The following is a 26,097-nucleotide window of genomic DNA, read 5'->3' as shown; positions in this document are numbered from 1 at the left end:
GACTTATTGCAAGTCACTCGCTAATTCCACCAACAAGTCCCATTGATCAGCATTAAGTACTGCCCGCAATCGCGTCGCACACTCAACGCTCATGGCTACACGGGCTTGCTCGGTTTCACTGATTAACTTGACTAATTTTTGCAACTCGTCAGGATCGGGCGCTTGCGAACTGGATAGCAACTCCCACATTTCACGACGTAATGAACGCGTCAGAATTTCGTTATCTTCTCGCTCATGATTCATCTGATTTGCAATCAAACGCGCTTCTTGACGTTGCTCTGGCGTCAACTCCAATAAATCAGCATTTGGCATCACATGTGGCATCAAAACCACAACAGGGGTCGCTAATACAAAATTGCGTTCAGCCAATACCTGAGTTGATACTGACGTTGCGGCCAAACCCAAGCTCAGTGCAGTAACTACTGGAATTGCTTTAATCTGCTGCCATGTCATCATGAATACTCCCTAGTTAAGATAATCTATTACCGGTATAGCTTATGATACGTCCCTTGTTGCTGCAACAGAGATTCATGGTCGCCAGTTTCAATAATTTTGCCATCTTCAAATACCAAAATCCGATCCGCCTGCTTAATGGAACTCAAGCGATGCGCTACAATCAGCGTGGTACGCTTGGCAAAAAACGGTGCGAGATCTTGATAGAGCTCTCGTTCTGTCGCCATATCCAACGCTGAAGTCGCCTCATCCATAATAACCACTTTTGGGTCCTGTAAAATCATACGCGCAATCGCTAAACGCTGACGCTGACCACCGGAAAGCTTAATACCATTGCGCCCCAATTCGGTATCCAACTGCTCAGGCAGTTCTCGAATGGTTTCATCCAACTGTGCCATGCGTAATGCTTCCCAGCAGGCCTGGTCATCTAATTCCCGTCCAAGGGTTAAGTTAAATCGCACCGATTGGTTGAACAGCATCGGCGTTTGCAAAACAGTCGAGACCTGCTCACGCAATGGCTCGTACCCAATATCACGAATATCATGGCCGTTATAGAGTATTTGGCCGGAATCAGGTTGGTAGAAGCCCAATAACATACTCACCAAGGTGGTTTTACCACCGCCACTGGCCCCGACCAAGGCGAGTTTTTCACCCGGATTGAGGGTAAAACTCAACCCATCTAACACCTGGTGTTGCTTGCCTGGATAATGGAATACCAAGTCGCGTACTTCCACTTTGGTTTTGTCTGGCTGATTAAACGCCTGTACTTTAGGTTGATACTGGCCCTCTTGTTGTAAATTCAGCACACTGTTAATTCGCGACAAGCCACCGTCCGCCGCGTTATAACTATACTGAATCGCTAATAATTCTTGTACTGGGCCCATCATAAACCACAAGTAACCAAACACGGCCATCATCTGCCCAATGCTCAGATCTGAAAACACCACCATCAGCATGCTCACGCCACGGAAAATATCAAAGCCGACTAAAAAAATTAAAAAGGACAAGCGCGAAGCTGCATCACTTTTCCAGGTAAAGGCTTCAGAATGTTGCTTGACGTTTTTAGCCTTGCCACGGACGCGATCAAAAAAGGCGCGATCGCGATTCGCTGCCCGCACTTGTTGCAAGGCTTCTAGCGTTTCTGATAAGGATTGTTGAAAGGCATCTAGCGCAGAGTTTTCTTTTTTCTTCAGGCTTTTAACATGACGTCCCATCCGCATGGTGAAATAGACCACAATCGGGTTCATCAACAAAATAAACACCGCCAGTTGCCAATGTAACCATAACAAAATCAACGTCATACCCACCAAACTGAGCACAGCGACAATTAACTTGCCCACCGTGGTACCAATAAAAGTATCGATGGTATTTACATCATTAACCAGAGTGGCATTCACCGACCCTGTACCCAAGGTTTCATATTGCGCCATGGATACGCCCTGCACCCGCGCCAATAAATCCCTGCGAATACGATAGGTTACATCCTTGGCAATCACGGTAAATTGCTGCATTTGCCACACTCCAAGACCCACGCCGATAGCGCGTAGCAGAATGGTAATCACCGTTATCGCAACAATATAATAAATCGCCCCATACCATGTCTCCGGTGCGATGGCTTGCAGGCCTGCTACAATCCAACCAGGATCATTTAACAACACCTCATCAACCAACAAGGGCAGTAATAACGGCAGGGGCACGGTGGCCAGCGTCGCTAAAATCGCAATAATATGCGCTTTAATCAACAAACCCTTGTGCTGCAGGACTAAATCGAAAATACGCTGCCATGAATAAGGCGGAGTACCTTGCGTACCAATCGCATCAGCCGCTAAGGTCACTTGCTCGTCTTTGATGTTAAGCGTTGATGACTGACTCATGACTTAGGCCTCCAGGCGGAATAGACGCGCAAAATTGGCCGTGGTGGCCTGAGCAACGGTTTCAAAAGATTCACCGCGCAATTCCGCGAGTTGTTCTACCACATAACGGGTATAACCCGGTTGATTGGTTTTGCCTCGATAAGGCACAGGCGCTAAATAAGGCGCATCGGTTTCGACCAAAATCCGCTCTAATGGCAAGGCTTTCGCAACTTCATGCAGCGCTTTGGCGTTTTTAAAGGTCACAATCCCCGAGAAGGAAATATAAAAACCCAGTGCGATCGCTGCTTCAGCCGTGGCTAAATCTTCGACAAAGCAATGCATGATGCCACCAACTTGATCGGCACCCTCTTGTTGCAAAATCTGCAATACATCGGGCGTGGAGGCGCGAGTATGAATCACCAGCGGCTTATTGATTTCTTTTGCAATCCGAATATGCTGGCGAAAACGAGCATGCTGATAGCTCAAGTCCACCTCATCAGGTTTTTGATGAAAATAATCTAAGCCGACTTCGCCTACCGCCAAGACTTTAGGGTGCGCCAATGCTGATCGCAATTGCTCATCGCTGACCACGACCTCCGGTCCGCTACAAGGATGCACACCAATACTGGCATAAACTGGGTCGTGACGATCACACAAACCCAGCACATCATCCCAAGCATCAGGGCCTATCGCGACACACATCATTTTATGAACGCCCAAATCAGCCGCTTGAGCAATAACCTGTTCGGTGGTGCCCACCACATCAGGATCGAGAATATTTAAATGACAGTGTGAATCGATAATCATAACGTCCCTCTATAACCCAAAACCCTGGCTCGGAATCGGACTAAAATCAATTCGAGTTAAGGGCTGGGTTGGTTGTTGGTGAGCCATTAAGTAAGCCATGGTAATGCTTTCATACAACAGTGTTTTATTGGCGTTGCCGCGCAGATCTTTTTCGGCCCACAATAGCTGCTGCGCAAGGTCTAACCAGGCCTGCTGCGGCCCTTCATCCGCCAAACTCGCCCATAAGGCTTGTTGCACCGCAACCTGAAAAGCCTGCAGTATATTAAAATTTTCATCCCATTTTAACCAACTCTGTACAACATTTGTAACAGTTTTTTGGCGTGCCACCAGCCCTGCTAAATCGGCTTGCCATTGCGCATCTAACTCTAAATACCCCTGTTCCAACCAGCTTAATGCGGCTAAGGGCGCTTGCCAATTCATCAAAAGTGCGCGTTCAAGTTGGGCATCCGCAAGAGGCTGCTGAGTGGCTAACCAATTTTTGGCCTGATCCATCGTGGGAGAGGCGATTTTTAGCCACTGACAGCGACTACGAATCGTGGCCGGCAAACGCCCAGGCTGATAGGTAGATAATAAAAAAATACAATTAGCCGGCGGTTCTTCAAGACTTTTCAACAAGGCATTAAACGCCGCTAAATTAAGGCGCTCCAACTGCTCAATGACCACCAGTTTGCGACCGCCCTGATGCGCGGTTTGATTTAACCATTGTTGCAGGTTGCGCACTTGATCGATTGTCAGTTCTTTTTTACCTTCTAGGGGCGTCAGGGTCATAAAATCAGGATGTTGATCAAGTTCTAATGGATGGCCACCCTCACCCACTTGGTCACACATTAACGAATGCGCCATTTGACGCAACAAGATATCCATACCAATACCCATAGAGCCGGTCAACAAGTAGGCATGACCTAATCGCGTTTTGGCTTGTAACCAGGCCTGCCAGGCCGGGGTTAACCAAGGATAGTCTGTTAAGGCCGCTAGCCTAGACATAGACGATCCAATTGTTCAGCAATCACCCGCTGCACGGCGCTTAAATCTTGGCTGGCATCCAACACACAATAATGGCTAGGTGCTTTCACTGCTCGCTCAAGATAGGCTTGACGTACCTGCTCAAAAAACGCGGGGGGCTCTTGTTCAAAACGATCAATGACCCCACCGCGTGCTTGTACCCGCATCATGCCGACTTCAACTGGCAAATCAAAGACCAAAGTCAAATCGGCTTGCACATTCGGCAAGGTCCAGTCGGCCAATTCAGCGATTTTGTTACTGCCAAGTCCTCTCGCCGCGCCTTGATAGGCAAAACTGGCATCGACAAATCGATCACTGATCACCCACTGCCCAGCGGCCAATGCCGGCGCAATCACTTGCGCATAATGCTCAGCGCGGGCAGCAAACATCAGCAGGGCTTCGGTGGTCGGTGTCATTGCTGGTAAGGTTGTATCCAACAAAATCGCTCGCACCTTTTCGCCAAGTGGCGTCCCCCCCGGCTCTCGTGTCAACAGCACCTCAAGACCGCGCGCCTCAAGTTGCTGCTTAATAAACTGCGCATTGGTGGATTTTCCGGCGCCTTCGCCGCCTTCTAACGCGATAAATTTTCCTATCATCTCTTTCCTTTGCGCCTAATTAATTATGGACGATTGAGAATATAACGTCGCACAGCTCGACGATGTTCTTCATAGGTCACCGAAAAATGATGCTCGCCACCGCCTTTGGCGACAAAAAACAAGTAATCGCCCTGATCTGGATTCACCGCTGCCATGACCGCTGCTGCGGATGGCATGGCTATAGGCGTGGGCGGCAAGCCTCTGATAATGTAGGTATTATAGGGCGTAGGGGTATCTAAGCCTGCGCGCCCAATCCGGCCCTGGTAGGCATCACCCATGCCATAAATCACCGTGGGATCGGTTTGCAAGCGCATATTACGCTGTAAGCGACGCACAAACACGCCACTAATCATCTCACGCTCGTGTGCAACCCCGGTTTCTTTTTCGATAATCGATGCCAAGATTAATACCTCATAAGGCGATCGCAACGGCAGGCCTTCAGCCTCATTCGATGATGACCAGGCCTGGTTAAGGGTGGCGACCATGGCCAGCACTGCACGTTCAACAAGCTGCCAATCCGCTTCGCCGGCTTGATAAAAATAAGTTTCAGGTAGTAACCAGCCTTCTAGAAAAGGCGTCACGCCCATGGCAGCCCAGCGTTCGCCAAGCTTTAGCCACTCCTCGTCGTTTAGAGTGTGACGAATATTCTCCAAGCCTTGTATCTTTTGCCGCACTTGCGCCAAGGTTTCTCCCGGCACAATTGTAAAAGGATGGCGCACCCTGCCACCAGCCAGTAACGCATCTCGCAGTTGTGCTGGTGTCCAGTGTGGATTGATATCATACTCACCAGCCCGAATTAGGTGCGCTTGATCTTGCCAACGTAACCACCAGACAAACCATTCTGGACGTTCAAGTAAATTCTGACTGGCGAGTTCATTGGCTATGCGCTGCGCAGACTGACCTGGTTGCAATTTAATACGTACCAGCTCAGCGTCACCTGCCTGCTGGGTATGAATTGTGCCGGCAATCGGCGCGTGCCACCAATGCCACACTGAAATCGCGGTTCCTAGGCCTGCTAACAGCACCAGTAATCCACTAATAACTAACATCCACTGCAGCAATTTTATCCAGCGGAATGTTACCCCTGAACGGGGGTTCGAATCTGAATGCTTTGCGTTTGTCATGCTCTAATAGTCACTTATCGATTATTCAAACATAACGCTGGCGCTGCAGCGCGAGCTTGCAACCAATTATGTTGCCAGCGCCTAGCCAAGTCTTGCGCCGCAACCGGCCAAATTTTATTCATTTTGTTTGATGCTGTCGGTAATTCTAGCGACTCGACCCACTGAATGCCACGTACTGCATTACAGACACACAGACATTCGGCGGCTAATAATTGCTCCATAGCCGCTGAAACACACAACCAATTACTGGCCGCTTCAGTGTGCTGCCAAAGCTGTAAACCTAATCCTGCCACACCCGCCTGCGTAATCGCAGGGGTAAAAAATTGCCCTTGCGCATACCAGACCAGATTACCCTGCGTGGCACAAACAGGCTGCTGATGTTGGTTGAGCATAATGCCCTCATCCCAACCATAAACGGGGAGTTCTGCTCGCGCCAATACGCTATCTAAACGATTCAGGTGCTTGATACCTGCTAAGGCCGCGTTTTCTGAAACGGGTGTCTGACAGACACCCAGCTTCAGTGCAGGGTTGTTCAGCTGTGCTGGCATAGCGGCAAGACTGACCATAATAGCCGCCTGACTATTCGGTTCCGGCAGATAACCAAGCGGTCCAAGACGTGCAACCCAAAGCTTGATAACCTGAGGCTGTTCACTTGTTAAACTAGCTTGCAAGGCAGGTTCAATACTGGCATACCAATCATCATAGGCGATTGGCGCAAATTTTAGCCGCGCCAACTGCTTATCCATGCGGGCTAAATGCGTCTGACCATCCAACCATTTTCCTTGCACCACCACACCGGTAGTAAAACAGCCATCGCCATAATGACAAGCACGACTGAACAATCTGTTCGCTTGTGCATCGGTTTGAGCTTGTCCTTGATACCAGAGCTGTTTCATCAGCATTCATGCGGGCTAAGGGCTTTTAACAGGCCCTTTGCTTTATGACGGGTTTCAGCGAGTTCAGCATCGGGATCCGAGTCTATAACAATGCCCGCACCGGCTCGAAAACGTAATGCTTGTCCTTGCTGAAGAAAACTGCGGATCAAAATATTAAAATCCATACTGCCATCATAATTGATATAACCCACAGAACCGGTATAGGCTTCACGTGGCGACATTTCAAGCTCGGCAATAATCTCCATACAACGCACTTTTGGACAACCCGTAATCGTGCCACCTGGAAACATCGCCTCAATAACCTGTAAAGGCGTCAACTGAGCTTGTAGTTTGCCGCGCACGTTGGACACAATATGATGAACATGCTGATAACTTTCAATCACCATCAGCTCATTGACTTCAACACTGCCCGGTTGACAAATACGCCCTAAATCATTGCGTTCAAGATCAATTAACATGATATGTTCAGCTCGCTCTTTAGGGTGCGCGATCAGCTCAGCCATCAGCGCTTGGTCTGCCGCTAGAGAATCGCTACGCTTGCGCGTCCCAGCAATAGGACGGGTATCTACCCATTGATCCCGCACTCTCACCAAGCGTTCGGGCGAAGATGAGATAATCGACCAGGCCTGGCCATTAGCTTGGTCTAGGTTGACCAAGCAAGCAAACGGTGCCGGATTATGTACTCGCAACTGGGCATACAGCTCAGCAGGCGTAAAGTCCACCCGAGCTTGCTGCCATAACCGCGATATATTGACCTGAAACACATCGCCGGCCAAAATGTAGTCACGAATTTTTAACACACTGTCGGTATAGCGAGCAGGCGGATCTTCCTGCCACGCACCGGCAACAAGCTGGGTTGATGGTGAAGGTGTTTGGGTCTGTGCCGACAGTTCAGCATAATCCGTTTGCAACTGCGCTAGCATCGCGGGTTGGTCCGTTGGAGCCACAAAAATGACGTCATGTTTAGCATGATCAAGGATAATCGCTGCCGGTGCTTTAGCCAGCCACGCTAGCGGCAAATCACTGGTGGTTAGGTTTAAACTGGGTTCAATGACCGCCGCATACTCATACGCAAAATAACCAAACCAGCCCCCCCAAAAAGGCACATCCCCAAGCAACTCACGATCCACTTTTGAAAGCTGACGTTGCTCAGACAACCAGGCCTGCTCAAAGCGATGACGAAAACGAGTCGCTTGCTCCAGCACATCTAAACGCAACGGCGCTTCACAATAGGCGAATAAAATATCAAACCGCCCTAAGGCGGCTGAGTCAACTAGCGTGGCGTCTGATTTAGCAACACTTTCTAGCAGCTGTTGATAGCGCTGCGGAGCCAGTCGATGCAAGGGCAATAAATCCTGCGCGGCCCAAGGTTGACGTACTAGCGTCACACCAACACTATTTAACGGCTGAACAATCAATTAGCGACTCGTCCAAGCACGAGCGTGGCATTCGTGCCACCAAAACCAAATGAATTGGATAGCGCATAATCAAACTGCGCCGCACGGGCTTGATTAGGCACATAGTCCAAGTCACATCCCTCTTCTGGATTATCGTGATTAATGGTTGGCGGTAACATTTGATCTTGCAATGCTAAGGTAGTCAAAATCGCCTCAATCGCACCTGCCGCGCCCAGCGCGTGCCCAATCATTGACTTAGTTGAACTCATCGCTAGCTTATAGGCATGGTCACCAAATACCGATTTAACCGCGGCATTTTCACAGACATCCCCTGCCGGCGTAGAGGTACCATGCGCATTGATATAACCGATCTGCTCTAGACGTAATTGCGCATTTTTCAGCGCCATAGCCATACACCGCGCGGCGCCAGCCCCACCTTCTGCAGGCAGCGTCATGTGATACGCATCACCACTGAGGCCAAAACCAAGCACTTCACCATAGATTTTGGCGCCACGAGCCCTAGCATGCTCATATTCTTCAAGTACCACGGCACCAGCACCATCACCTAATACAAAGCCATCTCTGCCCTTATCCCATGGACGACTTGCCGCTTGCGGATCATCATTACGGGTCGATAATGCACGTGCCGCAGCAAAACCAGCCAAACCGAGTTCTGTGGTCGCATACTCGGCTCCACCCGCAATCATGACATCGGCATCGCCGTATTCAATTAAACGCGCCGCATCCCCAATGCTATGCGTACCGGTTGCACAGGCCGTTACAATCGAAAGATTGGGGCCTTTTAAACCATATTTAATCGATACATGACCCGAAATCATATTGATAATAGCACTGGGCACAAAAAAAGGTGACACACGACGGGGTCCTGATGCCGCATACACACTATGCTGCGCTTCGATGGTGCCAATCCCGCCAATTCCCGAACCAATCGACACACCGATACGTTCGGCATTCTGTTCGGTTACCACCAGTCCACTGTCTTCAAAAGCTTGACTCCCTACGGCAATACCATAGTGAATAAAGGGATCCATTTTCTTCGCTTCTTTAGCCGAAATATAATCAGTGACATCAAAGTCCTTAATCATGCCGGCAAAGCCCACCGAGAAGGCGCTAGTATCGAATTTTTCAATCTTACTGATGCCACTTTTTCCGGCCAGAATATTCTGCCATGTTTGCTCAACGTTTAACCCAAGTGGGGTCACTAAGCCCATACCCGTAATAACTACACGACGCTTTGACAAGGCAGTTCTCCTTTTTTCCGATTAGAAGGCGATACTTTATGATTTTAGACAAAAAAAAAGCCGTTTTCACGGCTTTTCTTGACAAGATTTGCTAGAAACTTATTCTAGATTCTCGTTGATGTAAGCAACAGCTTGCGCCAAAGTCGCAATCTTTTCTGCTTCTTCATCAGGAATTTCGCAATCAAATTCTTCTTCTAGGGCCATCACCAACTCAACAGTATCAAGTGAATCGGCACCTAAGTCATCAACAAAAGACGCATCTGGAGTAACTTGTGCTTCTTCAACACCCAATTGTTCTACTACGATTTTCTTTACGCGATCTTCAATGCTGCTCATGGATTTCTCTCCGAATTAATAATAATGAAAAAATTTCGCTTATTTTGTACTGCTCGCCTGCTTTTTTCAAGCTTTTTATTTTTATGCCATCACAAGGATATACATAGCAGGGTTTAAAAGGACTTATAAACGCTTATAAGCCTTAAACCATCACCATCCCACCGTTGACATTAATCGTTTGACCCGTAATGTATGCGGCACCAGGGGAAGCTAAAAATGCCACGGCTTTAGCTATGTCCTCTGGCTGACCTAAACGAGCAAGTGGAATTTGATTAATTAATTGCTGACGATGTTCTTCAGCCAGATCACGCGTCATATCCGTATCGATGAAGCCAGGCGCAACGGTGTTTACAGTGATACCACGCGTACCGACTTCTCGAGCCAAGGATTTGGCAAAACCGATAATACCGGCTTTAGCGGCAGCATAGTTGGTTTGACCGGCATTACCCATCACGCCCACTACCGAAGCCACATTGATAATCCGACCATGTTTTTGTTTCATCATGCCGCGCAAACAGGCTTTTGACATCCGATAAACTGAATTTAGGTTAGTCTGAATAATGTCATCCCATTCATCATCTTTCATACGCATCAGCAAATTATCGCGGGTGATACCCGCATTATTCACTAGAATAGTAGGAGTAGCGTGGCTGGTGGCTATCCAATCCATTAATGAACTAATCTGCGCTGGCTCAGTGACGTTAAGCGCACGCCCTTCACCTTGCAAACCGGCCTCTGCTAAATAGTGACTAATTTGCGCCGCACCGGCTTCACTGGTAGCCGTACCAATAACCGTCGCGCCTTGTTGCGCTAATTCAAGTGCGATAGCCTTACCAATACCGCGGCTTGCGCCCGTCACTAATGCGATTTGTCCTTCCAGCATTTAGTTGTCCTTTATTGCGTTAACTGTGTTGGCTAATGTAGCAGAATCGTAAATACTTGCAACCGCCATGTTCTTATCAATGCGGCGATTTAAACCGGCTAATACCTTGCCTGGTCCGCATTCAACCAGTTGTGTCACACCGTCTGCCGCCAAATATTCAATGGTTTTAACCCATTGCACTGGCTGATAAAGTTGCGCAACTAATGCGGCTTGTAAATCCACAATAGACGTTGAGGCCTGCGTATTCACATTGTGCAAAACAGGAATCCTAGGCATCTGCCAGTCTGCGGCCGCAATCGCTTTCGCTAATTCATCTGCCGCCGGTTTCATCAAAGCACAATGAGATGGCACACTAACCGCTAAAGGGACTACCCGCTTAGCACCCAACTCACTTGCTTGAGCCATTGCACGCTCTACTGCAGCCGTTTCTCCCGCTATCACGACTTGACCCGGCGAGTTATAGTTAACCGCCGACACTACTGCGCCCTGTGCAGCTGATAAGCAGGCCTGCTCAACCTGCTCATCGGTTAAACCAAGTACGGCAGCCATTGCACCCGCACCGGGTGCGACCGCTTGCTGCATCAAACTCCCTCGCTTGGCAACTAAGGCCACAGCCTGTTCCAACGATAACGCCTCAGCGGCCACCAAAGCGGTGTATTCACCTAACGAATGACCCGCAAAGTAACTGGGCTGCCAATCGGGCAACTGCGCTTTTAAACTGGCGTAACAGGCATAACCGGCCACTAGCATAGCGGGCTGAGTCACCGCAGTATCATTTAACTTATCTTCTGGCCCTGCCGAAACCACCTGCCATAAGTCATATCCCAGTACAGCAGAGGCACGTGAAAAATACTCACCCACGGCAGGATTTGTTGCCGCCAAATCCGACAACATACCGACTGACTGTGCACCTTGACCAGGAAAAACGACCGCAGTTTTCATAACAACCCTCTGTTTAACGTTAAAATTTGGTATCAGATTGTATATTCACAACCTAGTAGCGAATCAGTGCTGAACCCCAAGTAAAGCCACCACCAAAGGCTTCTAGTAGCATTAATTGGCCGCGCCGAATACGCCCATCAGTAATTGCCTGATCTAGGGCGAGTGGAATGGACGCGCTGGAGGTATTACCGTGCTGATCGACAGTAACAACGACTTGACTATCATCTAAACCTAGTTTTTTACCGGTCGCTTTAATAATACGCAAGTTAGCTTGATGGGGAACGAGCCAATCCAGTTCACTGGCATCAATCTGATTTTTGGCTAGGGTCTCAGTTGCAATACGACTTAGGGTATTCACCGCAACTTTAAAAACCTCATTGCCTTTCATTGTCATCGTACGTTCGGCAACATCGTCGGTTTGAGCAACGCGCGATGGTCCAGATGGGACGTGCAACAGCTGCTCGTACTGACCATCAGCATGAATGTGCGTGGCAATAATGCCAGACTTTACCGGCTGGCCATCTTGCTGTGCAACCGCCTCTAGTATCACCGCACCGGCACCATCACCCCATAAAATGCAATTACTGCGATCTGACCAATTGGTAATCCGTGATAAGCTTTCAGCACCAATAACGAGCGTACGCTTCACCATGCCTGTTTTGATAAATTGATCAGCGACACTCAATGCATAGACAAATCCAGTACAAACGGCCTGTAAATCGAAGGCAGGACAGCTATTAGTAATGCCAAGCTCGCGCTGGACAATCGTCGCAGTACTTGGAAAAATTTTGTCAGGTGTAGTGGTCGCAACCAATACCAAATCAATATCATTTGGCGTTAAGCCTGCACGCGCTATCGCTTGCTTGGCAGCCGCCACCGCCAAGTCACTGGTGACCTGATCATCGGCAATAATATGGCGCTGTTTAATACCTGTACGCTCTTGAATCCAGGCATCCGTTGTTTCTACCATGGCTTCAAGGTCTGCGTTTAACATAACCCGCTCAGGTAGATAGCTTCCTGTTGCGATAATCCGACTTATCCGTGAGCTAGTCATCTAATCCGTCCTTGTGAGTAGTGTGATTTTGCTCATCCAATAACCGGGCGACTTCATCACGAATTCGACTAGGCACATCATGTAAAACCTCTATGCGTGCGACTTTAATCGCATTTTCAAAGGCTAAACTATCCGCACCACCATGGCTTTTGATGACGCATTTTCGTAAACCTAAAAATGAAGCGCCATTGTAGTTGCGTGGATCCACTTTCGCCTTAAAGGCTTTCAATACCGGTGCGGCCATTAAACCGATGACCTTGGTTAACGCATTACGCATAAAGGCTTGTTTAAGATAATAGCTAATCATCTTAGCGACACCTTCACTCGCTTTTAGTGCAATGTTGCCATCAAAACCATCGCAGGCAATCACATCGACATTACCTTTGAAAATATCATCACCTTCAACATAGCCGACATAATTGATCGGTGTTTGACGCAACAACTGCTGAGCAAGCTTAATACGATCATGCCCCTTCATCTCTTCTTCACCAATATTGAGCAAACCAACACGTGGGGTCATATCTGGATGAAGTGTTTTAGCCAGCACCGATCCCATAATCGCAAACTGCGCTAAACTCTCGCCATCTGCACCGACATTGGCACCCAAATCCAGCATATAAACCGGCTTTTTCATGGTCGGCATCGCCGTACAAATGGCGGGGCGATGAATACCTGGCAGAGTTTTAAGCACAAATTTCGCTGTAGCCATCAAAGCCCCGGTATTACCCGCACTCACACAGGCCTGAGCTTGATCTTGCTTCACCAGATCCAGCGCCACGCGCATTGAGGAATCTTTCTTGTTACGAAGGGCTTGTGAAGGCAACTCATCCATATCAACTACTTGCGAAGCAGACTGAATAGTGACTCTTTGAAGAGGAACCTTGCTGTGCTGTGATAGGGCTTGACTGATTTGCGGCTCGTCACCGACAAGAATTAAGTGGAGGTCTGCAAAGGTGTTTAGCGCGTTTATACTGGCAGGGATGGTAACATCAAGCCCCTTATCCCCGCCCATCGCATCGATAGCAATACGAATATTCAAGACAAATTAAGCCTTATCTTGAACGACTTTTTTGCCTTTGTAGTAGCCGTCTGCAGTTACATGATGACGACGGTGTAATTCACCGGTAGTTTGGTCAGTTGTGATTGCTGTAGCCGTTAATCCATCATGTGAACGACGCATACCACGCTTAGCAGGTGATTTTTTGTTTTGTTGAACAGCCATGGTTATTACTCCTAAATAAGCAGAAAATTCTGCACTTAAACTATTAAATAAATTCAAACTAGCATTATTCTGGTTTGGATTTTAACTTTGCTAATGCCAAAAATGGGTTCGCTTTATCTTCATCCGGTGATAATTCAGCTGGTTCAGCCGACGCTGACCATGTCAAAACCTCACCCTCAACTCTTGGCACCATGGGAATCGCTAACAACACCTCATCTTCTATGATGGGAATGAGTGAAATCTTATCCTCGGGCAAATTATAGACTTCCCAATCAGCATCTAACTCTTCTGCCAATTGCATAGCAGGTAAAAACACGCCCCTGATGGCACTCTCAACAGGCTGAGTATAACTACCCAAGGTTCGCTGACAAGTCAGCGTAAGTTCTGTTTTTAGCTGCAATTCAAAGGCGGGCGCACCCGTTTGTTTTTGTTTAAAAAAACGCATTTCAACAAAGACATCGCCCTGCGGCGACGCAACAGCCTGTACAAGTCGAGGCAACTGCGCTTGCGCCACCTTAGCTTTAATCTGCCGTTTTTGCTCTGCATAAAACTGCGGATCGACTAAATCTGGAAGTCTAGTAAACATGGCGCGAGATAATACCTCTTGTCGATAATTTTGTCAAAAATAATAATAACTTGAACAACGAGCCTAATGGACTAAAATGCCAAATACCCAAACAAATAAAATTTTATTCACTATGAACCACGCACACGATCAATCTGAACCTCATTTCATATTGGCATCACAATCGCCTTATCGCAAACTGCTGTTAAAAAAGCTCATTGCAAATTTTGACTGTCACAGCCCCGATATAGATGAAACTCGCCAGCCTGGTGAGTCGGTTGCCGATCTTGTGGCGCGCCTCAGTCAACAAAAAGCGCAGGCCATTGCCACACACTTTCCAAATAGTTGGATTATTGCATCTGATCAAAGCGCCGCACTCGGTGATGACATCCTTGGCAAAGCCCATGAACATGCACAAGCGCTTGAGCAACTCAAAAAACAACAAGGCCAAACGCTCATTTACCATACCGGGGTGTGTCTATACAATCCTGAGCAACAAACCTATCATTACGCACACGAACCTACTGAGGTTATCTTTCGCTCCCTACCCGCCGAAACCCTTAACAACTACTTATTACAGGAACAGCCCTACGATTGTGCCGGCAGCTTTAAATCAGAAGGCTTAGGCATTATGCTATTTAGCGCAATTCACAGCCAAGACCCGAATGCGTTAATCGGCCTACCTCTCATTAAATTGTGTAATTTATTGAACTCAGCAGGCCTGCAAATGCCACTAAACGGCAGATTCTAACAAGTAATTCTGCAGCGCCGACAAGTCATTAAATGAAGCCACCGGCTTAAATTCAGCCAATTGTGCAGGCTGATGAACACCGTGATGCAGGGCAATACGATCCATACCTAAATTGGCCGCCATTTCCATATCAAAGGTCGTATCGCCCACCATGACAGCTTGCTCAGGCGCCCAATTCCAATGGGTTAAAATCTGCCGCAACATCAATGGGTCGGGTTTAGAGGCCGATTCCACCGGGGTACGGGTAATATCGAAAAATCGCCCAAACCCAGTCAACTTCAAGACCTCATCCAAACCACGACGACTCTTACCTGTCGCGACCGCCAGTTTATAACCATGATCAAGCAAAGCTTCTAGCATTTCACCTGCAAACGGAAACGGCATCATAGGCACAGTAGATTGATGAAGAAAGTGCTCCGTATAGGCATCAGCTACCGCTTGAATGGCACCATTTTTATCCGCAATGTCGGGATAAAGACGCGCCACCGCGTTGTGCAAACTCAACCCAATAATTTGTTTAGAGTCATGCTCACTCAACACGGGCAACCCATTTTGCATGGCAGCATATTGAATAGCCGCCACAATTCGGGCCTCTGAATTCATTAAGGTGCCATCCCAATCAAAAATCACCCCACGATACTGAGCTCTACTCACACTACATCCTTCTGATTAATACGCTGACCCATCAATAACTTATCAAAATCGGGATATAAGGGCGCGGTTAGGGTCATCTGCTCGCCCGTTTTAGGGTGCTTAAAGCTCACCAGCCTAGCATGCAAGGCTAAAGATGTCATACCCTGCTGTCGTTGCCAACGATCAAAGTCGGCATCACCATACTTATCATCACCCGCAATGGGGTGATCATTCGCAGCACAATGAACACGAATTTGATGCGTTCTACCGGTTGCCAAGTTAACTTCCAACAAACTGGCTTGAGCTAGATCCGCTAATACCCGCACATAACTTAAACTGGGCTTGCCCTCTGGATGCACCTCAACGCGACGCTCGCCAGATGGCAAGGTAAACTTACGCAATGGCTGCTCGACCTTGGTACGCGCTTTGGGCCACTGACCTTTGACCAACGCCCAATAGACCTTCGTCACCTGATGATCGCGCACCTGCTGATGCAAGTCTCGCAACACCGACATTTTTTTGGCTAGGATAATCGCACCTGACGTATCGCGATCCAAACGATGCACTAACTCCACCCGCTTAGCAAGTGGACGAGCATTACGCACCAACTCAATTAACCCCCAGCTGACACCACTTCCACCATGCACCGCCATACCCGGTGGTTTATTAATCACGATCAAATCATCATCTTCAAATAATATGGCCTGCTCAATACGCGGTAACTGCGCTACTGGAGGTCGAACCTGTTCAGCACTATCAGGCAACTTGACCGGTGGCACCCTCACGACATCACCAGCCTTCAAACGCTGAGAAACCTGAGCTCGCCCCTTATTGACTCGGACCTCGCCTTTACGCACGATACGGTAAATCAGTGGACGTGGTGCTTTCCTCAAATGCTTGAGCAAAAAATTATCTAGGCGCTGACCCGCTTCTTCAGCATCAACTTCAATAAAACGCACCTCAGCCACAACCCAACCTCATCCATTAAAATTTCGCTTATATTAACTGATATAGCTTCATCAAGCCTTATTTTTTAGATTGCGCAATAACTAAATGGGTGCTATATTCAGCCAGTTATTTTGAACCTTCATGTTGAGGATCAATAACAATGTGTGTCAACCGACTGGCTCACGAAACTGCTGAAGAATGATACAGAATTTAGTAAAAAATTTAACTTTATAGATAACCTGGCTAAGGCCACAGTGTTATTTGGATGACTCGGGGCAGAAAACCCCACCCACTTTTCGATTTGTCGCGCAATTTTATCGTTAAATTTGAATATAAGACGCCACAATCGTTGAGTTGAATGAATACGCATTGTAATCAACCGATAGAAGACTAAGAGCTAGCGAGTGCACAAAATCGTCTAGCTCGACAAAAACGAAACTTATTTACTAACCACTTGGTTTTAGGCAACGCCCCTTGTGCTTGCTTGTTGAATATAAGTATTTCAAGATGTCAAAACGTTGACCCTCCTTGCTGCATTCTATTGCATCCAACTCTGCCTGTGCCTGCGCCCTTAACCCAACAAAGAGAAGAGCATGAAAAGAATGCTAATCAACGCAACCCAGCAAGAAGAGCTGCGCGTTGCCCTAGTTGATGGTCAAAATTTATATGACCTAGACATTGAAACCCCGCAACAAAAAAAGAAAAAAGCGAATATTTACAAAGGCACGATTACCCGAATCGAACCCAGCTTAGAAGCTGCATTTGTAGATTACGGCGCAGAGCGACATGGCTTTTTACCCTTTAAAGAAATCGCTGAAGAATACTACCCCAACGGGGACTATGATCCTCAACTCAACATCCAACAAGTTCTAAAAGAAGGGCAGGATGTTATCGTCCAAGTTCAAAAAGAAGAACGCGGCAACAAAGGCGCAGCCCTTACTACCCAAATCACCCTAGCCGGCCCTTACGTAGTGATGATGCCAAACAACCCTAAATCAGGTGGTATTTCACGTCGTATTGAAGGTGACGAACGCTCAGATTTAAAAGAAACCCTGCGTAACATCGATATTCCTGATGGCATGGGATTAATCGTGCGCACCGCCGGTGTGGGCAAAAGCCCTGAAGAATTGCAATGGGGTATTAATTACCTCGTTAAACTTTGGGATGCTATTCAGCATGCGGCCAAAGAGCGTGCCGCGCCGATTTTGATTCATCAAGAATCTGACATAGTCACTCTAGCCATCCGTGATTACCTGCGTCAAGACATAGGTGAAATCCTCATTGATGACATGGATACCTTTCACCGTGCGCGTGACTTTATTCAGCAGGTGATGCCGCAACATGTCAACAAAGTCAAACCTTACCAAGACAAAATCCCGCTCTTCACGCGCTTTCAGATTGAATCGCAAATAGAGTCCGCCTATCAACGAGAAGTTGTCTTACCATCGGGTGGCGTGATTGTAATTGATATCACCGAAGCCCTAACCGCAATCGATATCAACTCAAGTCGCTCCACTAAAGGCGGCGATATTGAAGAAACGGCTTATCACACCAACATGGAAGCCGCCGTTGAAATTGCGCGCCAATTACGTTTACGTGACCTTGGCGGCCTCGTGGTGATTGACTTCATTGATATGCACTCGTCACGCCATCAACGCGAAGTAGAAAACCAAATGCGCGATGCCGTTAAGAACGATCGTGCACGGGTTCAGATTGGCAAAATTTCACGCTTTGGTTTGCTTGAAATGTCGCGTCAACGCCTACGCCCTTCGATTGAAGAGTCAACCCAAATTGTTTGCCCGCGCTGTAAAGGCGTCGGCGTGATTCGTGGAGTTGAATCTTTAGCGCTCTCTATTTTGCGTCTGATAGAAGAGGAAGCTATGAAGGAAGGCACTAAGCGCATTACCATCCAAATTCCAGTCGATGTGGCCACCTTCTTATTAAATGAAAAGCGCGCGCAAATCATTAAGACCGAAGACCGCTATAACCTGCACATACTGATTGTGCCTAATGAGCACATGGAAACGCCGCAATACATTATTGAACGTTCTCGTATTGGTGAGCAGTTAGGTCGCGAAACTAGCTATCAAACTAAAACCTTTATCCAACCTGATTTGCCCTTGCTTGAACAACCTGAGCAAAAGAAAGAAGAGCCGGTGCTCAAAAACATCAATCTTCCTTCGATGCCTCAGCCTACTGAGCAACCTAGCCAACAAACGGCTGCGGCGGCAAGTGCTAAAACAGAACCAGGCCTGTTAAGTAAGCTCTGGGGTTGGCTATTCAAGGATCAGCCAGAAGAAACACCTAGCACAGCGGCCAAACCGGCTACTAAAACAGCTCGCACTGAAGAAGGTCAAGATGGCGGTCGTCGCAACAATAACCGTCGTCGTAATGGTCGTCGTCGCAATGGCGCTGATAACGATAGTACAGCAGCTGAAACAACCGCTAAACATGAAACAGCGCAAACTGAGACTGAAAAGTCTTCTGAGCCGCGTCGTCGTAACCGCTCACGCAATAGTCGTGGTAACAATCAAACTGAGCAAAATTCAGTTGATGCGCCGATCCAAGAGCGTGATACTCCTGCTGCACAAAGTGACATAGAACTCAATGATACGCCAAAGCCATCTGTAAAGACGTCATCTAGACCAGAGCGCAGCGAACGCACTAGACGTCAGGACACTCAAGATAACGACGAAACTGACAAGCGTGCTAAGGTGGAACAAGCTGAAACGGCCGATACTAAAGACAGTGCAGAACCGCGCCGTCGCCGTAGTCGCTACAACACTCGTACCAGCCTCAATCGTCGCAGAGCACCGCGCGATGCTGAGAATCTAAGTATTCATGACTTTAATGCGCTAAACGATGATGCTGTGAATACCGCTAAACTAGTGGCCACCACAACAGTGGCGTCAGTAGCCGCAACGTCTCTGGCGCCAGAGACATCGCAAGCGAGTGCGCCGTCCACTGAAACAACACCCGTTGAGCAGTTAAATACTGATAACGGGCCTGCTGACCCGTCGCCAGCAGAAATGGCTTCAACCGCTGTTCAAGCACAAGTTGAGCAAACCGCTCAAAGCACTAATGAGGTGTCGGAAGCGTCTGAAGTTGCGTCTGAAGTTGCCTCACAAGCCACATCAGAAGTTGCGGAACCCTCAACCCGTGAGGCCACTACTGTAACAGATGACGCTGCTGTTATATCCAATGCAGATAGTGCTGCAGCAAATAGCACCGATAACCACGAAGACAAACCCGCTGAAGTGACCGAAAAAGTCAAACAAACTGAGCAGGTTTAAGCCTCTAGTTAGCCAACACACACTCGCTGTGTTGGCTTTTTATTTAAGACCTTTCGCGATAAGCCATTAGACTGGCTTGCCAATCATGATATGTCTGCCATAATCTAGCACTCTCCTCATTAATCATGCCACCCGCTTCTAAACACCCCACCACTGCTTCAAAAGTTGATAAGCTTTCTGGGCTAGGACTTTTACGGATAATATAATGTGCACGCTCGGGTAATGTTAAATGTAATCGTGGCAAGGCAGCAATCCTTGGGTGAGTGAGTAACATCGCCGTCGCCTTTCGCCATGTCGCATCAATAAAAAGCAGTCTTGGCCTATCGCTCGCAACCCAATCAGCAAGCTGATAGGTTACGGGTATGGCTTGACCTGACAGGCAGGCTTTATCAGCAGGAAAAACAAGATAGACTGGACCCTTGGCTAGCCAGGCTTCAAAATCTAATGCCTCATCTAACTGCTGCCTTGTCCAAACCCTCAACTGAGGCCAGCATAATGACAGCAACCTTAAGGTGTTTTTAGCATGCTTTGCTTCAACAGGATGCTGCCAAACGGCCCAGTCAAGAGCTGGCTCAATAGGCTGCACCCATCGACACAAACAAGTTGGTATAGGTAATTTACAATGACCACAAATTTGACGCATAACGGCTCATTTAACCAAGAAAAATCGAACTATAGTCTACACCATGAAACTATTCGTTTTAGTCCTAAACTGGCTCAACTCTGCAAACAAGCCAAACAACGCAAGCCGCAACAAGGTGATCAGGTTTTCTGGTTAGAACATGATAGCCAGGCGTTAGGGTTGCTTAGGTTACGTCCATTAGATGGTCCTGACCAAGGCTGGCTACTGAGAGGACTGTGGGTACATCCGGCATGGCGTGAGCAAGGACTAGGAAGTTATCTAGTGGCATCTGCCATCAAGGATATACAAAATATAAATCCGCTACCAATCTATGCGATGGCAACAAATCAATTAGATGGGTTTTATCAACGACTGGGTTTTGAAAGACTTATGGACCATAACAGCCCCACCTCACTCCAAATCCAGTCTAAATGGCAAATCTGGATCTATCCAAGCTAGGCTAGGCAATCCAAATTTATTTTTTAAATCCTTTCGGTGGATTAGGCACTTCGAAGCCAAATTCCAAAGCGCGGCGCTTGCAATAATCTATAGCAAAATCTAGTAACTCACCCACTGCGCGATGACGGAATTTTTGTTTTTGGCGCACATGAGAGAAAGGACGAGTCAAGGGTGGATCAAGTGGAATCGCTTTAATGGTGCCCAACTTAAGCTCTTTCATTAAGGTGGAGCGCGACACAATTGCCAAACCCACTTCGGCTTCTGCCGCCATTTTCACCGATTCAGGCGCACCAAGCTCCATCACAATATTTAAATCGCTAAGACTCAAGCCCTGCTCGCGAATGTAATTATCAATGACCGCACGTGATCCTGAACCTTCTTCACGGACAATAAACGGATATTTACGGAAATCCTCAACCGATACCTTTTCCCGCTTCGCTAAAGGATGATTGACCGAGCAAATCAATTGCATCTCATCAATACGGCAGACTTCAACATCTAGGTTTTTATTATTAACTGGCGCTTCCACCAAACCTAAGTCAATCATATTGTTTTCAACCATCGACACCACAGCATCGGTGTTACCCACTTGCAACCGAATCGTAACATCAGGAAATTGGTTTTTAAATGCGCCTAATAAAAACGGCAACATGTATTCTGCAATTGTGGTACTGGCGCCAATCACCAAGCTTCCCGACACTTCACCTGTGAGGTCACGCACCTCAGCGTTCATCTTGTCATATTGTTCAAGTATGTTTTCTGAATAGTCATAGACAATTCGACCGGCTTCAGTCAGGGTAATCTTGTTATGAGTACGGTCAAAAAGACGGGTGTTAAAGAAGTCTTCTAACTGTTTGACCTGAAAGGTGACGGCGGGCTGGGTCATGTGCAAAGTTTCTGCCGCCTTGGTAAAGCTCATTACTTTTGCAACGGTGTGAAATACTTGAAGTCGTCTATCTGCCATGCCCGTTCATCCCTCGTTTGGTAAGATACGCACTTAATTTCTGTTTATTCACAAATTCACTTTTTCAAAGCGATTGTGGCAGAGTTAATTAAGCGGTATAAATAATTTTTATTATTGCACAAACTATAAAACCTTGAATTTCAAATGTCAAAGTATTAATAGTTAATTCTATGATTAGTGTTGTGTCAGCCTTGGAAAAGGCTGTCGCCCATAAAGCGCTTCACGCATCAATTTATTTTTAACTGGCTGGGCAATATTAGCCAACTTCATCAATTCAGGGCGCACTTGGTTCAGCAGGCCTGCTTGTTGACCCAATCCCCAATCAAACACCTCCATTGCACGCTGCATAAGGGCATTATCTCCCCGTCGCCACCGCTCATACTGGCGCAACAAACTAAAACAACCTGGATCAAAGATCATAGGATCGTCCAACGCTATTTGTGCCTGTATGATCACATCCACTAAACTCGCCACATCCAACAACCCTAAATTGACCCCTTGGCCTGCTTGTGGGTTAATGGTGTGCGCCGAATCGCCCACCAAGGCTACGCGCGGTTTAACATAGGCTTGCGCATGGCGACGACTGAGTTGAAAAGAGGCACGTTCCCACGAGTCGACTATCTCGCCTAAATGACCGGCACTCGCCTGATACAGCTGTTGATGAAAGGCGTCTTTTGATAGCGACATGGCCCAGGCCTGCTGATCGGCAGGCATATACCAAGCAATCGAGCTAATCTTAGGTGCCATGGGTAAAAATGCAAACGGGCCGGTTGGCGTATAGCGTTGCCAACAAGTCTGCTGATGATCCGCTTGAGTTTGCACACAACCCACTAGCGCAATTTGTTGATAATCATGTTGATCAAGCCCAATACCTGCCAGTTGGCGAACCTTTGAAAAGGCGCCATCCGCCCCAACGACTAACTTGGCATTTAACGGGGCATGATTAGCAAAACCCACTTCCGCCCATTCGGTATCAACCGATAAAGCCGTGATAGTTTGACCGCTCATCACCGTGATGCCATGCTGACGCAAGCCATGCCAAAGCGCCATTTGAATCGCTTGATTGGCGACCAAATGACCCAGATTAGGTTCATCAATATCCATTGCATCAAAATGAACTTCACCCGTCATGTCAGCATCACATACCTGCATGCCGACAAATGGATAAAGCTGCTGTTGCTCAAGCAACCAAGACCAAACGCCTAAATTCTTTAACAAGTTTTCCGACGCACGACTAATCGCACTGACTCGGGTAGGATAAGCCGCCAAATCCGTGTTAGGCCAATGTTCACTGCCAGGATCTTGCTCAATCAGCGCTACACTTAACTGCGCCTGCGTTTTAAGTGCCAAAGCCAAGGCCGCACCGACCATGCCCCCGCCAACCACCACGACATCATAAGCATTTGATTGCATAACTAAGTCCTTCCGTTTACTTTCACCGCGGCGCGACCACGACTGGCAAATTTGGCTAGGCGTTTTTTTAGCGGCGGCAGCGCTTGTAAGGCCATCAAACCTAAACCTCGTAAATGACCCACTAAAGGCGATGGATGTTGAAATACCCGTATCAGGCCATCGGTTAAACGCATCACTTGTTGATGATCAGCCAGTCGCGTAGATTCATAGTCGGCTAAGGCACTGGAAGACAGCTTATGATCGGCACTGATAGCCAAAAAATCACTGACATCGCGTAAGCCAAGATTTAAACCCTGGGCTGCAACTGGATGCTGGGTGTGACAGGCATTCCCCATCAGCAACATCCGCCCTTTAACTAATTGTGCCGTGCGTCCTTCGGTGAGAGGGTAAGCCATGCGACCTGAAATACGGCTAAAACCACCCATCCTGACCCCCATCTGCTGGTAGAACTCAGCTAAAAAAGCCTCATCATCTAAAGCCGCTACGCGCGCTTTTTCAGCGTCGGGTACCACATAAACCAGCTTATGATCATGGCTATCAATAGGCAGCAAGGCAACTGGACCCTGTTGTGTAAAGCGCTCATACGCCCAGCCTTGGTGAGGCTCGCGACTGGTCGCTTGCGCTAAAAAAGCCCAGGCCTGGTAATGCGTTTTTTCAAACGCCACGCCCATCAGTTCGCGCACTTTCGACTCGGTGCCATCGGCTCCGATCAGCATCTGCGCGCTAATCGTTGTTAAACCTGCTGGGGTTTCAATCATCACCGCTAAGCCCTGATCTTCCTCGACTTCAGCGTCGGTTACCCGTGCCTGGTAATAGCCCTGAATCGCCGGTTCAGCTAACACCGCTTGCCATAATACGCGCCCTAAATCAGCGGCACGAATCGCATAACCCAAGGCTGCTAGTCCAAGTTCTTCAGCATGGATTAGCGTCAAACCCAAGTAACCTTTTTGCGATACATGAATATGCTTAATGGGCGTACAACACGCCTTTAGCGCATCCCAAACACCCACCTGACGAAATAACTCGATAGAGCTAGCCGATAAGGCCAACATCCGGCCATCAAAGCTTTCACTTAAAACCTGTTGTGGCTCGGTCGGATCGACCAAACAAACCTGATAGCCCTGCTTCACCAAACCCAATGCCAAGCTCAAGCCTACAGGCCCGCCTCCGGCAATGACCATCGGCAAAGGCTCCGAAGCCTTTATTGACGATTCTGTTGCATCCATTGCTCTATCTCCTCACAAGATCGTGGTAGTCCAAGGGTCAACACCTCGCACCCCTGCTCAGTTACCAACACATCATCTTCAATGCGAATACCGATACCCCGCCAGCGTGCAGCCACTTCAGCCGCATCCTGATCGATATATAACCCAGGCTCAACCGTTACCAGCATCCCAGGCTGCAATTGAATCGATTGGCCTTGCAATTTGTAAGGCCCTACATCATGAACATCTAAGCCGAGCCAGTGTCCAGTACCATGCATAAAGTAGGCTTTGTAAGCCTGACTTTTGAGCGATTCCTCTAACTCACCCGTTAAGATACCTAGCTTTAGCAATCCTTCAGTTATAACGCGTGCCGCCGTATCATGCAGGGTTTCATAGGCAATACCGGGCTTGATCATCGCGATAACGGCCTGCTGCGCGGCTAACACCAACTCGTAGAGTTGGCGTTGTGGCTCAGTAAAGCGCCCAGAGACAGGATAGGTATGACTAATATCACCCGCATAACCCTGCCATTCAGCGCCTGCATCAATCAGCACCAACTCACCCTCACTTAAGCAGGCCTGGTTCTCGGTGTAATGCAAAATACAAGCGCGCTCGCCACCTGCCACGATCGAGTTGAACGCCATGCGTCTTGCACCCAGCTGGTGCGCCTTGGCCTCCAAAGCAGCTTGCACCTGATACTCCTGCACGCCTGGACACGTCGCTTGCATCGCCGCTAAATGGACCTGCACCGATAGTTGCGCCGCATGACGCAACTGGACTATTTCGTAAGGGGATTTAATGAGCCGCAAGCCATGTAACTTGTCATCGGCATTAACAATCTGACTGGGAACTTGACCGCCCTGACGAATCTTGCGCTGTGCTTTCGCCATCCAATCTGGTAAACAGGGCGACCAATAGTCCATCATACTGAAACTTATATGAATTTGATCAGCAAAACCAACCAACTGCGCGAGCATCTCATCACGCTGCTCATGCGACCAGGCTTGCTGCACCTTTAGTTCGGCAACAGCGGCATCAACGCCTAAACGCCGACCCTGCCAACGTTCTTGCAGTGGGTCTTTTGGTCTAAGCCACAACCAGGCCTGAGATTGCGCTGTATCGTTAATTACATACTGGGTTTGCCATTCAGCGGGCAAACGTGCAATTAAATCTGCACTGACCAGCGCCAAAGTGGCATCAGGTTCATTGAATCCGGTTAAGTACCAAAAATCACTCTGGGGGCGAAAAGGAAAATCGACATCCCGATTACGAATCTGCTCTTGGCCGGCAAAAACCAACCAAATCGAGCAAGGCGGTAAAGATGCCAGTAACGCTTGACGTTGTGCGCAAGAAAACGCAATCTGAGATGGCTCAATATTCATATATAACCTAACTTAAGATGACCTCGTTTTAAATC

The 26,097-nt window shown here is 48.0% G+C and carries 26 protein-coding genes; 3 read left to right on the top strand and 23 right to left on the bottom strand.

Annotated features, from left to right (window positions below):
- Positions 1 to 3: 3 nt before the first annotated feature.
- The 16 genes from THIAE_RS03150 to THIAE_RS03075 form a co-directional block, all read right to left on the bottom strand.
- A complete protein-coding gene (locus THIAE_RS03150) occupies positions 4 to 456 on the bottom strand; it encodes a hypothetical protein (protein ID WP_006459315.1) in 453 nt (150 codons plus the stop codon).
- A 26-nt stretch (positions 457 to 482) separates the two neighbouring features.
- Positions 483 to 2,327 (bottom strand): ABC transporter ATP-binding protein, encoded by a 1,845-nt coding sequence (locus THIAE_RS03145; protein ID WP_006459316.1) that lies wholly within the window; start codon positions 2,325 to 2,327, stop codon positions 483 to 485.
- A 3-nt stretch (positions 2,328 to 2,330) separates the two neighbouring features.
- Positions 2,331 to 3,113 carry a TatD family hydrolase gene (locus THIAE_RS03140; RefSeq protein ID WP_006459317.1) on the bottom strand — a complete coding sequence of 261 codons (783 nt, stop codon included), beginning with the start codon at positions 3,111 to 3,113 and terminating at the stop codon, positions 2,331 to 2,333.
- 9 nt (positions 3,114 to 3,122) lie between these two features.
- On the bottom strand, positions 3,123 to 4,097 hold the full coding sequence (locus THIAE_RS03135) for a hypothetical protein (RefSeq protein ID WP_006459318.1): 975 nt from the start codon (positions 4,095 to 4,097) through the stop codon (positions 3,123 to 3,125).
- Positions 4,085 to 4,711 carry a dTMP kinase gene (gene tmk, locus THIAE_RS03130; RefSeq protein ID WP_006459319.1) on the bottom strand — a complete coding sequence of 209 codons (627 nt, stop codon included), beginning with the start codon at positions 4,709 to 4,711 and terminating at the stop codon, positions 4,085 to 4,087. Before tmk ends, THIAE_RS03135 begins: the two co-directional genes overlap by 13 nt.
- 23 nt (positions 4,712 to 4,734) lie before the next feature.
- On the bottom strand, positions 4,735 to 5,760 hold the full coding sequence (gene mltG, locus THIAE_RS03125) for an endolytic transglycosylase MltG (RefSeq protein ID WP_239232391.1): 1,026 nt from the start codon (positions 5,758 to 5,760) through the stop codon (positions 4,735 to 4,737).
- An 89-nt stretch (positions 5,761 to 5,849) separates the two neighbouring features.
- Positions 5,850 to 6,731 (bottom strand): aminotransferase class IV, encoded by an 882-nt coding sequence (locus tag THIAE_RS03120; protein WP_006459321.1) that lies wholly within the window; start codon positions 6,729 to 6,731, stop codon positions 5,850 to 5,852.
- Positions 6,731 to 8,149 carry an aminodeoxychorismate synthase component I gene (locus THIAE_RS03115; RefSeq protein WP_006459322.1) on the bottom strand — a complete coding sequence of 473 codons (1,419 nt, stop codon included), beginning with the start codon at positions 8,147 to 8,149 and terminating at the stop codon, positions 6,731 to 6,733. The genes THIAE_RS03120 and THIAE_RS03115 overlap by 1 nt, the downstream gene beginning before the upstream one ends.
- Entirely contained in the window at positions 8,146 to 9,390 is a 1,245-nt protein-coding gene (gene fabF, locus THIAE_RS03110) for a beta-ketoacyl-ACP synthase II (protein ID WP_006459323.1), read from the bottom strand. Before fabF ends, THIAE_RS03115 begins: the two co-directional genes overlap by 4 nt.
- 99 nt (positions 9,391 to 9,489) lie before the next feature.
- Entirely contained in the window at positions 9,490 to 9,726 is a 237-nt protein-coding gene (gene acpP, locus THIAE_RS03105) for an acyl carrier protein (RefSeq protein WP_006459324.1), read from the bottom strand.
- Between the two features lie 142 nt (positions 9,727 to 9,868).
- Entirely contained in the window at positions 9,869 to 10,609 is a 741-nt protein-coding gene (gene fabG / locus THIAE_RS03100; RefSeq protein ID WP_006459325.1) for a 3-oxoacyl-ACP reductase FabG, read from the bottom strand.
- Entirely contained in the window at positions 10,610 to 11,551 is a 942-nt protein-coding gene (fabD, locus tag THIAE_RS03095) for an ACP S-malonyltransferase (RefSeq protein ID WP_006459326.1), read from the bottom strand. It abuts the gene before it with no gap.
- 52 nt (positions 11,552 to 11,603) lie between these two features.
- A complete protein-coding gene (locus THIAE_RS03090) occupies positions 11,604 to 12,605 on the bottom strand; it encodes a beta-ketoacyl-ACP synthase III (RefSeq protein ID WP_006459327.1) in 1,002 nt (333 codons plus the stop codon).
- Positions 12,598 to 13,644: a phosphate acyltransferase PlsX gene (plsX, locus tag THIAE_RS03085; RefSeq protein ID WP_006459328.1), complete on the bottom strand. Its 1,047-nt coding sequence runs from the start codon at positions 13,642 to 13,644 to the stop codon at positions 12,598 to 12,600. The genes THIAE_RS03090 and plsX overlap by 8 nt, the downstream gene beginning before the upstream one ends.
- Positions 13,645 to 13,650: 6 nt before the next feature.
- Positions 13,651 to 13,827 (bottom strand): 50S ribosomal protein L32, encoded by a 177-nt coding sequence (gene rpmF, locus THIAE_RS03080; RefSeq protein WP_006459329.1) that lies wholly within the window; start codon positions 13,825 to 13,827, stop codon positions 13,651 to 13,653.
- A 64-nt stretch (positions 13,828 to 13,891) separates the two neighbouring features.
- Positions 13,892 to 14,413, bottom strand: a complete 522-nt coding sequence (locus THIAE_RS03075; RefSeq protein ID WP_006459330.1) for a YceD family protein — start codon at positions 14,411 to 14,413, stop codon at positions 13,892 to 13,894.
- 112 nt (positions 14,414 to 14,525) lie between these two features.
- Here THIAE_RS03075 and THIAE_RS03070 point away from each other — a divergent pair, with 112 nt between their 5' ends.
- Positions 14,526 to 15,143, top strand: a complete 618-nt coding sequence (locus THIAE_RS03070; RefSeq protein WP_051418510.1) for a Maf family protein — start codon at positions 14,526 to 14,528, stop codon at positions 15,141 to 15,143.
- On the opposite strand, the gene THIAE_RS03065 is transcribed toward THIAE_RS03070, so the two are convergent.
- Together THIAE_RS03065 and THIAE_RS03060 are read right to left on the bottom strand one after the other, a co-directional pair.
- Positions 15,126 to 15,797 carry an HAD family hydrolase gene (locus THIAE_RS03065; RefSeq protein ID WP_006459332.1) on the bottom strand — a complete coding sequence of 224 codons (672 nt, stop codon included), beginning with the start codon at positions 15,795 to 15,797 and terminating at the stop codon, positions 15,126 to 15,128. The two genes, THIAE_RS03070 and THIAE_RS03065, sit on opposite strands and share 18 nt — an antisense overlap.
- Positions 15,794 to 16,744, bottom strand: a complete 951-nt coding sequence (locus THIAE_RS03060) for an RluA family pseudouridine synthase (RefSeq protein WP_006459333.1) — start codon at positions 16,742 to 16,744, stop codon at positions 15,794 to 15,796. Before THIAE_RS03060 ends, THIAE_RS03065 begins: the two co-directional genes overlap by 4 nt.
- 573 nt (positions 16,745 to 17,317) lie before the next feature.
- Between THIAE_RS03060 and rne the strand changes: the two genes are divergently transcribed.
- Entirely contained in the window at positions 17,318 to 20,017 is a 2,700-nt protein-coding gene (gene rne / locus THIAE_RS03055; RefSeq protein WP_025299283.1) for a ribonuclease E, read from the top strand.
- A 43-nt stretch (positions 20,018 to 20,060) separates the two neighbouring features.
- Here rne and THIAE_RS03050 read toward each other — a convergent pair whose 3' ends face one another.
- Positions 20,061 to 20,603, bottom strand: coding sequence for a DTW domain-containing protein (locus THIAE_RS03050; protein ID WP_006459335.1), 543 nt, complete (start codon positions 20,601 to 20,603; stop codon positions 20,061 to 20,063).
- 36 nt (positions 20,604 to 20,639) lie between these two features.
- Between THIAE_RS03050 and THIAE_RS10520 the strand changes: the two genes are divergently transcribed.
- Positions 20,640 to 21,098: a GNAT family N-acetyltransferase gene (locus THIAE_RS10520; protein WP_006459336.1), complete on the top strand. Its 459-nt coding sequence runs from the start codon at positions 20,640 to 20,642 to the stop codon at positions 21,096 to 21,098.
- 16 nt (positions 21,099 to 21,114) lie between these two features.
- On the opposite strand, the gene THIAE_RS03040 is transcribed toward THIAE_RS10520, so the two are convergent.
- From THIAE_RS03040 to THIAE_RS03025, 4 genes are all read right to left on the bottom strand, one after another.
- Complete coding sequence (locus THIAE_RS03040; protein WP_006459337.1) at positions 21,115 to 22,062, bottom strand: LysR family transcriptional regulator; 948 nt, start codon at positions 22,060 to 22,062, stop codon at positions 21,115 to 21,117.
- Positions 22,063 to 22,236: 174 nt separating this feature from the next.
- Entirely contained in the window at positions 22,237 to 23,475 is a 1,239-nt protein-coding gene (locus THIAE_RS03035; RefSeq protein WP_006459338.1) for an FAD-dependent oxidoreductase, read from the bottom strand.
- A gap of 2 nt (positions 23,476 to 23,477) precedes the next feature.
- A complete protein-coding gene (locus THIAE_RS03030; RefSeq protein WP_006459339.1) occupies positions 23,478 to 24,701 on the bottom strand; it encodes an FAD-dependent monooxygenase in 1,224 nt (407 codons plus the stop codon).
- Positions 24,677 to 26,062 carry an aminopeptidase P N-terminal domain-containing protein gene (locus THIAE_RS03025; protein ID WP_006459340.1) on the bottom strand — a complete coding sequence of 462 codons (1,386 nt, stop codon included), beginning with the start codon at positions 26,060 to 26,062 and terminating at the stop codon, positions 24,677 to 24,679. The genes THIAE_RS03030 and THIAE_RS03025 overlap by 25 nt, the downstream gene beginning before the upstream one ends.
- Between the last annotated feature and the right edge of the window lie 35 nt (positions 26,063 to 26,097).

The sequence above is a fragment of the Thiomicrospira aerophila AL3 genome, from assembly GCF_000227665.2.
Lineage (GTDB): Bacteria > Pseudomonadota > Gammaproteobacteria > Thiomicrospirales > Thiomicrospiraceae > Thiomicrospira > Thiomicrospira aerophila.
This window is presented reverse-complemented; position numbering and strand designations above follow the sequence as displayed.